This is a genomic window from Streptomyces sp. NPDC057694 (genome assembly GCF_042799415.1).
In the GTDB taxonomy this organism is placed as follows: Bacteria; Actinomycetota; Actinomycetes; order Streptomycetales; family Streptomycetaceae; genus Streptomyces.
This window is the reverse complement of sequence record NZ_JBHVIX010000014.1, coordinates 94,411-106,003: the sequence shown is the minus strand read 5'-3', so window position 1 is coordinate 106,003 and position 11,593 is coordinate 94,411. Positions and strand designations below refer to the sequence as shown.

The window sequence follows — 11,593 nt, the reverse complement described above, 5'->3', positions numbered from 1 at the left end:
AGGAGGTCGTGACTGGGGTGGGATGAGGACGAGCGGGGCGTGGTTCACCGCTTGTCGCGGGCGCGGAAGGCGCCCGCGATGCGGTGATGCGATCCCGGATGATCGCATTGAGCTGGGCGGGGCTGCGGGCGCCGCCTTCGGCTCATCCAGGCCTTGAGCACCCTCGGCTGGCTCTGAACCATCGGCCCGGGGCACCCGCCTGCCGCCGTATCTCACCACACGGGGTGCGGCGGCTTGTCGCGTGCGGGTGACCGGGGCCGGTGCCCTCGGCGATCCGGTCCTCGAAGTACGTGGTGACGATGGCCGTGCCGTCAGTCGGTATCACCCGCCGCCGTTCTCGTCGGTGAGGAAGACGGTGGCGCGGAAGCAGCCGCCGACCTCGTCCACGCCCTTGGCGAGCTTCCACCCCGCATACAGCTCCTCGCGTCCGTCGCTGGTCTTCCGGCTGGTGACGGACGCGCCGACGTGAGCGGCCAACCGCCGGACGGCGTCACGCTGTCCGTCCGGGGTGTAGCCGAGGCTGTCGGCCTCGCCGGTGAGGGCCCCGCTCGACGCGAGCGTCCACGTCAGCGGCGGGAGGTCGGTCTTCGCGCCGTGGGCAAGGAAGGCGACGAGCTGCCGCTGCCCCTTGTTCTACCACCGGTGGAGGGTGGCGGTCGGCACGGTCTCACTGCGGCGGTGCATGGGCGGGGGTGTCGCCGACCGCATGCACGCCACCCGGCCACCCCAGGCCGCGATGCTGTTCGACGACGAGGCCGACCCTTGCTGGGACGACCGGAGCCTCCTCGGCGACCTCTACAGCGAGATCCTTCACCAGGACACCTGCCAGCCGACCACCGCGGACGGCCTCGCGCTGGTCACAGCCCTCGCAGTCGAGACCTCGTTCCCGCCCAGCACCGGTTCCACGGCGTGGGCTTGCTGTTCGAGGCTGCCTTGCGACTCGTCGGGCAGGTGGGGGAGAGCGGCCTGCCGCTGCTGGGCCCGCGGGGTGTGAGAGTGAATCGCCGGCGACCATGAAGCGGCCGCCGGCGATGGGCTTCACGCCAGGGTCAGTCGGTGATGCCTGCGGCGCGTACAACGGTCTGCGTCACGGTGTTGCCGCGGCTGTCCGCGGCCTGGACGCGCACCGTGAGGTACTGGGCCGAGGCGGGGGCGTGCAGGGCTACGCTCACCCTGCCGTTGCCCCGGCCGCTGGGCCGGGCCGTGGTCCAGTTGGCGCCGTCGTCGTAGGACAGCTGGACCTTGGTGGTGCGCAGCGCCGCGTTCGCGGCTCCGTCCAGACGGGCCGGCGTGATGAGCAGCGTGGCGTCGCGCTCCGTCTTGCCGTCGGCGGATGTCGGCACGGCGTAGTCGACCTGGATCAGAGGGAGTTGCGTTGCATGCTCCTTGTCATGGGATTGTGCCGAGGTGAAGGTCCACTCGGTGCGGGTGGCGGTCGAGTAGGGGAAGGCGGGCGTGGAGGTCCGGTTCGCCTCGTGGACCAGCCGGTAGGTGTTCTTCTTCGCCGGTACGGTCGCGGTCAGTCCGGCGCCGCCCTCGGCGAGCACGGTTTTGCCGCGGTACAGCGTGGTCTCCTGGGTGGTGTCACCGCTGCCGAACGGTGTCCCGTTGACGTGGTCGCCGCCCGAGTCGCCCCACGAGGGCACGGTGACATCGATCTGGTCGCCGGTGCGGACGGGTGCCGCGACGCTGCTGTTGATGCGCGGCCGGACGACGGGCCCGAACCACTCCACGTCCGTGGTCCTGCCCGCCGGGTAGGTGACGGTCCCGGAGACGCTGTAGGCGAGCGACTGCAGCTCGCCCTCCTCGACCCACGAGAAGGACTTGTCCGTGCTGACGTAGTCGGTGCGGTGCGCGCCGGCGGTGCTGAGCCGGTTGGAGCCGACCCGGTAGGCGGTCCAGGGGTGGACGTCGTAGCGGTTTTCGTAGACCTCGCGGCCGGTGGGGTTGTGGAACGTGGTTTCCACGCGGGCCAGTTGGCCGTCCCTGGGGGCGTAGACGGGGTTCGTCGGTGTACGGCCCTTCCAGGTGTGGACGAGGTCGTAGAGGTAGTCGGTGTCGGGGCGGGACACGGCCTTCAGTGGGACGCTCTTCGTGGGGCTGGCGTCGACGCGGGCGAGGAGTTCCTCGCCCTCGGTGCGGGACAGGCCCACCACCTCGATGGACGACTTGATGATGGCCTCGCGCAGGCGCCCCTCGAGATCGTTGACGAACAGCAGCAGTTTCACACCGGCCTTCTGCGCGGCCCTGATCTGGTCGTCCGCGGTGTCCTCGTCGTCGGAGTCCCAGGGCACGACGGCGGCCTTGCCGGCGGCGTCGACGCCCTCGTAGTCCTCGTCGAGGCCGTCACCGGGGTGGATGAGGTCGAGGTCGTAGTCGTCCTCGGGGAGCTTCGACGACCCCGGCATGATCCACAAGTCGTCGTACTCCTTTGTCCCGGAGGCGACGGTCAGGAGCGGTTCCTGGTTGCGCCAGCGGGCGGTGACGTACTGCTCGCCGTCGCTCACCTTGGAAGTGGCGGCCGTCCACATGCTGTCCCAGCCGTCCGCGATCAGGGTGCTGTCCAGGACGGAGGTTCCGTCGTCGAACGCGCGGTAGTAGTCCAGGCGCCGGAAGAAGTTCTCGGTCTTGCGCGGTGTGACCGCGGAGATCTCCCGCAGCTTGGTCCCGTCGAAGGTCAGGTCGGCGGCGCCGGTGATGTCCACCTGCGGGATGACCATGCGGGCGTATCCGGCCGATGAGGCGCCGTGAGTGCCCTCGACGCGGAAGTCGGCGTAGACGGTGTAGCGGCCGGGTGGCAGGAGCTGGTCCGAACCGCCTCCGTCGAAGAGGTAGTTGCCCGCGTACTCGTCACCTTCGCGGAAGAAGGTGAGGGAGCCCCAGGTGGGTTCGCCGGACCGTCCAGTGATGGTGCTGCGGACGTGGAAGAGCTGCTGGCGGGTGCTGACGCCGAGGAGGGTCCGAGTGAGGACGGTGCCCTCGGCGGAGGCCGTCAACCGGCCCGTCCAGCGCTTGAGTTCACCCGCTTTGGCCGGGTCGGTCGTGACGGTGACGCTCGCCGTGCCGTGGGCGGGGACTTCCAGACGGTCGTCGGAGACGGTGAAGACGCCCTCGGGTGCGCCGGGCGCGTCCACGGCGAGGTCGACGGTGACCGCCTCATCGCCGGTGTTGGTCCAGGTCGCGGTCTTCTCCACGCTGGCCGTGGCGTCACCGGGCGAGTGGATGCCGGCGTCGACCGTGCCGGTCGCCGTCAGGGTCGCGGTGGCTGCCTTCGCGGCGCTCACGCGGCCGTTGCCGCCGTCGTCCGCCGAGATGCCGGGCGTGGCTTTCACGGTACTGACGAGGGCGTCCTTGATGCGGCTGCCGGTCCAGTCGGGGTGCGCGGCCGCCACCAGCGCTGCGACGCCGGCCACGTGCGGGGTAGCCATGGAGGTGCCGCTGAGGCTGATGTAGGAGCCGGAGCCTTCGCTGAAGTACTGCGAGCGCGCGGCCAGGATGCCGACGCCGGGCGCCGTGATCTCCGGCTTGAGGGCGTCGTCGCCGTAGCGGGGCCCGCGGCTGGAGAAGTCGGCGATGGCGTCGGAGGAGTCGACCGCGCCGACGGTCAGAGCCGCGTCGGCGGTGCCGGGCGACCGGACGCTCTGGGCACCCGGGCCGTCGTTGCCCGCGGCGATCGTGAACAGTGCGCCGGTCTCGGCACTGAGTTCGTCGACAGCCTCGGCGAGGACGGTCTCACCGTCGGCGTTCACGCTGCTGCCCAGGCTCATGCTGATGACGCGGGCGCGTTCGTCGCGGGCGGCCCACTCCATGCCTTCGAGGATCCAGGAGTCGTATCCGTATCCCTCGTTGGACAGGACCTTGCCGACGTGCAGGTCCACGCCGGGGGCCACGCCCTTCTCGGTGCCGCCGGATGCCGCGCCGCTGCCGGCGATGGTGGAGGCGACGTGCGTGCCGTGGCCGTTGCGGTCGGTGACGTCTTCGCCGGGGACGAAGCTGTCGCTGTCCTCGACCGCGTCCTTCAGGTCGGGATGGGCCTGGTCGTAGCCGGTGTCCAGGACGGCGACATCGACGCCGTCTCCGGTGTTGCCGCCCTTCCAGACCTCGGGTGCGCCGATCTGGGCGACCGAGTCGCTGAGGGTGGCCTCGACCTTGCCGTCGAGCCACACCTTGTCGACCCCACCCGCCAGGTCGGCGCTGCCGGCGGGAACCTCTCCGGTGCTCACACGTGTGCCGGTGAGATCTTTCCACAGCGCGCCGGTGTCCTTGCGATCGGCGGCGAGGGCCACGCCGTTGACACTGGTCAGCGGCCTCACGTCGGCGACGTCGGCGGGCATCGCCACCGCGCGTCTTCGCAGCGTGGACGCGGAGGCGTCCTTGCCGCCGTAGGTGACGATGAGGGGCAGTTGGTCGAGCGAGGCGTCATCGTAGCCGTCGGCGACCAGGCGGGTGACGTTGAAGAGCTGATCGTCCAGGGCGCCGGACGCCAGGTAGGAACGGGCGGAGTCGGGATAGACGTAGGTGTCGCCGCCCACCGTCAGCACGCGCGCCGCGCCGGGCTCACCGTCAGGGCCCTGCACCGTGAGGGCGCCGGGGTCACCGCCGGCGGTGGGGGTGATGGTGACCTTGTCGCCGGTGATCAGGGTGATGACGGATGTGGCAACGTTGTCAGCGGAGCTGATCGCACCGGTGACGTCACCGTTCTGCGGGGCGTCTGCAAATGCGGTCACATGCGGGGTCGCCGCGGTGACCAGGAGGGCAGCCGCCACGACGAGCCTGCGCTGCCTTCTTTCAGACGGATGGAGTGTCAAAGGATCCCCTCGACTTGAATGGATGTTCAGGCCGCCGGAAATCTATGCCACCGAAGACGATCTCGGGAAGAGCGAGGAGTGGCGGCAGTGATTTGGCAACACCCCTGAAATCAGGAGGCGTTGAGACTGCGGAGGGAGGGCGGAATCCCTCGCCCGCGAGACCGCGCCGCAGAGAACGGACCGCATGCAATCTCAGGCGGCTGCGACGAGTTGGCGACGTCCGGGGCTTCCCGACCTGCTCAGGAACCACACCATCTTCGCCGAGCACAGCCAGCGGTGAGGAGAACCCCAGGTCAACGTTCTCGACGGCGAGACATGGGAGCAGCTCAAGGATGGAGCCCCGAGCAGAGCAAAGCTCTCCGAGGACGCCGATGAGGAACACCGGACTTACTACGAGCAGCTGGATCAGGTCCAGGCCGAGTTCCCAGACTCACAGCAGGTCACGATCGGCGACGACGGCAGTACGGGCGCAGAGCGCACGGCACCGCGACTGGCTTCAACGCCGGATTCGGCGCGGCTGGGTCTGGCCGACGCAGGTGCCCGGACCGTCCATGGCCCCACACCGCCCCTCCGGATCAGCGCGCTCCAGCAACCCGAATCGGCCAAGGCCGCTGAGTATCGCCGTGTTGCCGTCTCGTAAAGGCACATGTGGCGCGCTTGCGGCAACAGGGGCTGAGCATTGAAGAGTTGACCGTCTTTCGGACATTGATCTCCGCAGTGATGACAACAACTCCCCGCACTGCGACGATCTGTCCGCGCTCGCTCAGCGCTCTCCTTCCCTCCCCTCGGCTCCGCCTGCGATGTGGCCTGCGGCGCTTCCTCCTGTTTCCCACCAGCTGTCCGCCGGATTCCGGCGAAAGGAGCTGCCCCCGTGCTGCACTCCCCCGCTCGCGGCGGCCGTCTGCCGCGCCCACGCCTGCGCTCGCAAGGCGCCTCATGGCGCCGCTCCACCACCCTTGCCGCTCTGGTCGCCGCGTCGCTGGTCACCGCGGTGCCCGCAGGAGCAGCCGCCGAAGAGGCCGGCCCAGGACCGGTCCGGCACACTGCCGCTCCAGGACTGGTCGACGCGCACCCCAGAGCGGGCGCGCAGCCTGTCCGCCTCACTGCCACGCAGCGCGAGCGGCTCTTCGACCAGGCGGGCGAGGACCGCGCAGCGGCCGCGCGCGAGGCCGGACTGGGCCCGCGGGAGAAGCTGGTCGTGAAAGACGTTCTCAAGGACGCCGACGGTACGAAGCACATCCGCTACGAACGGACCTATAGCGGCCTGCCTGTCATCGGGGGCGATCTGGTCGCCCACGACCGCGCAGGCGATCTCACCGTGACCGCGTCGCACGCAGCCCTGTCCGTGCCCAGCACCAAGGCCACCGTGTCCGTGGGCACGGCCCGGCGCAAGGCGCTCGTGGTCGCGAAGAAGGAGCAGAAGCGGCAGGGAGCTGCACAAGGAGGGAAGTCGACGGTCGCTTCGCGGCGCGTCGTCTGGACGGCGGGAGCGTTCCCACGACTGGCCTGGGAAAACGTTGTCAACGGAGTGCGCTCCGACGGCACCCCCAGCCGTCTGCACGTGGTCACGGACGCAACGAGCGGCAGCCTGCTCTCCTCCTATGACGACATCCAGGCCGGTGAGGGGCACAGCCAGTACAGCGGCACGGTGTCGGTCGGCTCACAGCTCAACGGCAGCGTCTACGAACTCACCGATCAGCAGCGCGGCGGCCACCGGACCTTCGACGTCCACGAAGGCTTCGCCTCGCTGTTGACGGACACCGACGACGTATGGGGCGACGGAACCAGCGCCGATCCGCAGACCGCCGCCGTGGACGCCGCCTACGGGGCACAGCGCACCTGGGACTTCTACCACGACCGATTCGGTCGCAGCGGCATAGCGGACGACGGGGTCGGAGCCACCTCTCGCGTGCACTACGGCACCGGATACGCGAACGCCTTCTGGGACGACCTGTGCTTCTGCATGACCTACGGAGACGGCCTGGACGGCAACCGGCCGCTGACCGAACTCGACATCGCAGCGCATGAGATGACCCACGGGGTCACCTCCGCGACCGCCGGGCTGATCTACACCGGCGAATCGGGCGGACTGAACGAAGCCACCAGCGACATCATGGGCACCGCCGTCGAGTTCTTCGCCAACAACGCCAAGGACACGCCTGACTACCTGATCGGCGAGCTGGCGGACGTCCGCGGCACAGGCAAACCACTGCGGTACATGGACCAGCCGTCCAAGGACGCCTCCGCCAAGGGCACTTCACAGGACTACTGGACGCCTGAGACGAAGAAGCTCGATCCGCACTTCAGCTCGGGTGTCGCCAACCACTTCTTCTACCTGCTCGCCGAAGGCAGCGGCAGCAAGACAATCCAGGGCGTTTCCTACGACAGCCCGACCGCGGACGGGCTGCCCGTCGCGGGCCTGGGCCTGCACAACGCCACGAACGTCTGGTACCGGGCGCTGACTCACTACATGACCGGCACGACCGATTACGCCGGTGCCCGTACCGCCACCTTGCAGGCCGCGGCCGACCTGTTCGGCACCACCAGCGAGGCCTACGAGGCGGTCGGCAACGCCTGGGCCGCCGTCAAAGTGGGCCCGCGCTACGTGCATCACATCGCCGCCGACGCCCCTTCCACCCGGGACTCGGCCACTGGACAGCCCGTCAACCGCCGGATCACCGCCACCTCCACCCGGCCCGGCGCTCTCTCCTACAGCGCGACCGGCCTTCCGGACGGACTCGCCATCGCCCCGGAGACGGGTCTGATCTCCGGTGTCCCAACCCGCGCCGGCGAGTTCGACGTGACGGTGCGGATCAAGAACTCCGCCGCGGAGACCTTGAATCTCCCCTTCACCTGGACTGTACTGGCCTCCGGCGGTGACCACTTCGTCAATCCCGACCGCTTCGACATTCCCAACTGGCGCACCATCGAGTCCCCGCTCACGGTCACCGGTCATCCGGGGAAGGGCCCCGCCAACCTCAAGGTGAGCGTCGACCTGGTGCACGATTTCATCGGCGGTCAGGTGATCAACCTCGTCAGTGAGGACGGAACCGTGCTCCCGGTCAAGGACTTCGTCTGGGACACCGGCACCGAACTGCACAAGACGTTCACCGTGGACGCCTCCGCAGTGCCGGCCGACGGCACCTGGAAACTCCAGGTCATCGACAACACTCCGGGGATCTTCCTCCTCGATCCCGGCTACCTCGATCGCTGGAGCATGACCTTCTAAGGGTTGTCCCGTAACGATCTTGGAGTTGGTGGAGGAGAGGTCGGTCGCCGCGTTCCCCGCTGTGCTTACCCGGCGAGGGCGAGGTTGTGCAGGCGGGCGATGCCGAGCATCGCGTGATGAACGCCGTCGCCTTTGAGTCGGCAGTCGCGCAGGATCTTCCAGCCCTTCATGCGGGCGAAGGTGTGCTCGACGCGGGCCCGGACCTGCTTGTGGGAGTGGTTGTGTGCCTCTTGCCAGGCCGGGAGGTTCTCGCCTTTGCGTCGACGGTGCGGGATGACCAGTCCGGTGCCTTGGTAGCCACCGTCTGCGATGGTCATCGTCTTGCCGACGGCGGCCTTGGTACCGGATTCTTCCCAGCCGCGGGAGTCGTGCCGGTTTCCCGGCAGGGGCCGGCCGACCACGACGACCAGGCGGGTGTCGGCGTCGATGACCACCTGATGGGCCGTGGAGTAGCGATAGTTCTTGGACTGCTCTGCGATCGTGTGGTCACGGGTGGGAACCAGGGTGCCGTCCACGATCAGGACGGTGTTCTTCGCGAACCGCTTGCGGGGCTGGAGTGCGAGCAGCGGCCCGAGGTGGTCGATGATCCGGTTTGCGGCCGATTTCGAGATGCCGAACAGCGGGGCGATCTGGCGCATGGTCAAGTTCGTGCGCCAGTAGGCCGTGACAAGCAGAATGCGATCCTCAAGTGGGAGCCCCCAGGGCCGCCCCCGCTGAAGTCCGGCAGCGGTCTCGCGCCGCACGGCGGTCACCAGCCTGCGGAAGCAGCGCGGGCTCAGCCCGGTGAAGGGACCTATCCAGGACGGCACCGACGCCGCGATCACTGCAGTCACACCAAGATCGTTTCACCTGAAGTCGACCGGGACGGGCATGGGTCAAGTACCGAGCCCGAGGTGCCGGTCCAGCTGACCGCGCAGACGCGCGGAAGCCCCACGGAGAGTCCCGAGTTGTCGCACTTCTGCCGCCCCGAGCTCCGTCCGCCCAGCCAGCGCGAGCACGGCGGCATAAGGCCGTTCACCTTCGGCGAGCTTCGCCGCCACGGCATCACGGACGCCTCGCAGCACCGCGTGGTCCGCACTCGGATGCTCCGCCAGCAGCCGAAGGAGCCTGTTGTCGTTCCAGGCACTGTCTCGCGCCGTGCTCAGTTCCAGCAGAGTGCCAGACGCTGTAGCGGGATTGGCGGCCAGCGCCTGCCATACGAAGGGGTACGGACACCGTGCGAGTTGATGCAGTACGGCGCTGTCGCTCTCGGCATGAGCCAGTTCGAGGCAGTCAGCAGGCGTGTGCACGGACATGGCCCCCAGAATCGTCAGGGCGATCATCCTGCCATCAGGGCCCTGTCGCCCGTGCGCGGGGCACTGCCGCAAGCGGCCGAAGATCGCTTACGGGACAGCCCTTAGTTGACGACAACTATGTCGAAGTTCTCGGTATCCAGGACACGTTAGTTCTTGATCATGTTCCCGTATATCCCGCCGGCGGAGGAGATGCCAGACGGGGATGTGGACGCGGACGCAGGGCTCGTTGTCGGTGATGGGCTTGTCGGCGCGGACCTCGTAGAGCATCCGCTGCCCGTTCTCGAACTGGGGCAGGATGTCGGCGCAGAGTGCTTCCGTGCCACCCTCATAGGTGTACGCGAGGGGGCACTCGTCACACGAGTCATCAGGAACCAGCTCGTCCCGATAGACAAACGGGTCGTTCGTGGTCTCTCAGGTGCGGGCACGGTTTGCCTCGGCAACGGAATCGCTGGCGAGCTGGGTCAGCGGTGCCTTGCCCCGCAGGGTGTTCTGCGCCCACGAGCGAGCGGCGGCGGCACCGCCGGGGAGGGGGTCGGACAGTGAGAACTGAGAGAACGCCCGACGTTCCGGATGACGCACCCGGCGGTGGCGAGTTCGGCGTCACAGCGGATCTCCGCCTCGGGCGGGCTGGCACAGCTCACGTTCGGCTGTATGGGAATCGCGCCACTGCGACGAAAGAACACGCAAAGTCCCCCTGAGTCAGGAAGCCCCCTCAGGCGGGCGCCCCGGTTTCCGTGACACGGGCAACGAGATCGGTCCACCCTGCCTCCAGCCGCTCCAGCGGCATCCCGCATTGCTTAGTGAGATGGTGGACCACGGCGGGGTCGAGGAATCCCATCAGCGCCTGAGCCTGCAGGTCACAGTCGGTGCCAGGGACGAGCTCGCGCAGCAGGATGGTGACGTGTGCGGTCAGTAGTCGTACCGTTGGATGCGCGAGTCTTCGGGACGGTTCCGGTTGCGCCGCGAGCTGCAGGTCCAGTTGCTCCGCCGACCGGCGCAGCACGGCCAGACCGAACGCCCGTAGTCGTTCCACCGGCGGGGCGCCGGGACCGAGTGGCGGCGGCCCTCCGATCAGGTCGGCCTGCAGTTGCTTCGCCGAGTGATCGAGCAAAGCGGTCAGCAGGCCGGTGCGGTCGCCGAACCGCCGGAAAACTGTTCCCTTACCCACCGACGCCGCTGAGGCCACCGCTTCCATCGTCACGCCGGCGGCGCCGTGCTCCGCGACCAATCGTCCGGCAGCCTCGAGCAGCCGGGCGCGGTTGCGCGCAGCGTCGGCGCGCAGGCAGGGGTCGGCCTCCCCTGTGAGGAGGCCGATCTCCAGCAACTCCGGCTGTCCCGCGTCCTCTTTGGGCGCCGGGAGGGGCGGCAGGCTCGTGGACATGAACTCAGCGTAAAGCATTTCCAAGAAACTGGACCGCGGTCCGTTTGCACTGCTAAAACAATAAGCGGACTTCGGTCCGGATGAATCTGCGGAACCTTCCTCAGCGATCAGCAGTCCGCAGTCGCTACCCAGCACTCAGCCCTTGGAGCCCCTCGTGTCTGTTCGCATCCTCACTCTCGTTGGTAGCCTCCGCGCCGGTTCGACCAACCGCAAGCTCGCAGAGGCGGCCGTCAAGCTCGCCCCCGAAGGCGCCGAGGTAGTCCTGTTCGAGGGACTCGCCGACATCCCCTTCTACAACGAGGACATCGACGTGGAGGGCAACGTGCCCTCCAGCGCCGCCAAGCTGCGCGAGGCCGCGAACGGCTCCGACGCCTTCCTCCTCGTGACCCCCGAATACAACGGCACCATCCCTGCCGTCTTGAAGAACGCCATCGACTGGCTGTCCCGCCCGTATGGCGCGGGTTCCTTCACCGGCAAGCCCGTCGCCGTGGTTGGCACCGCATTTGGCCAGTACGGCGGCGTGTGGGCGCAGGACGAGGTCCGCAAGGCCGTAGGCATCGCCGGCGGCACGGTCCTCGATGACGTCAAGCTCTCCATCCCCGGCTCTCTGACCCGGTTCGCCGAGACGCACCCGGTGGATGACAGCGAGGTCGCCGAGCAGCTGACCGAGGTCGTCGCCCGGCTGCACGGCCACAAGGGTGAGACGGCCGCCGCCTGAGTCACGCCCCACTCCCTGTCGTGAGCAAGGTCGGAACGCCCGCGTGGGGGGGGGGGGGGGGGGGGCCCCCCCCCCCCCGGAACCCCCCCCCCCCCCCCCCCCCAAGAACAATTAAGACAGCCGCCCCACTGCCGAACGAGGGGGTGTTCCAGGGGGTGGGGA

Annotated in this window: 9 protein-coding genes; 4 read left to right on the top strand and 5 right to left on the bottom strand. The window is 68.6% G+C overall.

The features are described from left to right. Nucleotides 1-321: 321 nt before the first annotated feature. Complete coding sequence (locus ACFVDP_RS27230) at nucleotides 322-477, bottom strand: hypothetical protein (RefSeq protein WP_383494857.1); 156 nt, start codon at nucleotides 475-477, stop codon at nucleotides 322-324. Between the two features lie 172 nt (nucleotides 478-649). Between ACFVDP_RS27230 and ACFVDP_RS27225 the strand changes: the two genes are divergently transcribed. Next, nucleotides 650-994, top strand: a complete 345-nt coding sequence (locus ACFVDP_RS27225; RefSeq protein ID WP_383494854.1) for a hypothetical protein — start codon at nucleotides 650-652, stop codon at nucleotides 992-994. Nucleotides 995-1,049: 55 nt separating this feature from the next. On the opposite strand, the gene ACFVDP_RS27220 is transcribed toward ACFVDP_RS27225, so the two are convergent. Next, nucleotides 1,050-4,766, bottom strand: a complete 3,717-nt coding sequence (locus ACFVDP_RS27220) for a S8 family serine peptidase (RefSeq protein WP_383494851.1) — start codon at nucleotides 4,764-4,766, stop codon at nucleotides 1,050-1,052. 913 nt (nucleotides 4,767-5,679) lie between these two features. On the opposite strand from ACFVDP_RS27220, the gene ACFVDP_RS27215 reads away from it, so the two are divergent. Then, entirely contained in the window at nucleotides 5,680-8,037 is a 2,358-nt protein-coding gene (locus tag ACFVDP_RS27215; protein WP_383494848.1) for a M4 family metallopeptidase, read from the top strand. A gap of 65 nt (nucleotides 8,038-8,102) precedes the next feature. On the opposite strand, the gene ACFVDP_RS27210 is transcribed toward ACFVDP_RS27215, so the two are convergent. Next, nucleotides 8,103-8,870, bottom strand: coding sequence for a transposase (locus tag ACFVDP_RS27210; protein WP_383494845.1), 768 nt, complete (start codon nucleotides 8,868-8,870; stop codon nucleotides 8,103-8,105). Nucleotides 8,871-8,912: 42 nt separating this feature from the next. Beyond that, complete coding sequence (locus ACFVDP_RS27205) at nucleotides 8,913-9,359, bottom strand: hypothetical protein (RefSeq protein ID WP_383494841.1); 447 nt, start codon at nucleotides 9,357-9,359, stop codon at nucleotides 8,913-8,915. 126 nt (nucleotides 9,360-9,485) lie between these two features. On the opposite strand from ACFVDP_RS27205, the gene ACFVDP_RS27200 reads away from it, so the two are divergent. Next, nucleotides 9,486-9,875: a hypothetical protein gene (locus tag ACFVDP_RS27200; protein ID WP_383494838.1), complete on the top strand. Its 390-nt coding sequence runs from the start codon at nucleotides 9,486-9,488 to the stop codon at nucleotides 9,873-9,875. A 169-nt stretch (nucleotides 9,876-10,044) separates the two neighbouring features. On the opposite strand, the gene ACFVDP_RS27195 is transcribed toward ACFVDP_RS27200, so the two are convergent. After that, on the bottom strand, nucleotides 10,045-10,731 hold the full coding sequence (locus ACFVDP_RS27195; protein ID WP_383494835.1) for a TetR/AcrR family transcriptional regulator: 687 nt from the start codon (nucleotides 10,729-10,731) through the stop codon (nucleotides 10,045-10,047). Nucleotides 10,732-10,867: 136 nt separating this feature from the next. On the opposite strand from ACFVDP_RS27195, the gene ACFVDP_RS27190 reads away from it, so the two are divergent. Continuing rightward, entirely contained in the window at nucleotides 10,868-11,431 is a 564-nt protein-coding gene (locus ACFVDP_RS27190) for an NADPH-dependent FMN reductase (RefSeq protein ID WP_383494832.1), read from the top strand. Nucleotides 11,432-11,593: the final 162 nt, after the last annotated feature.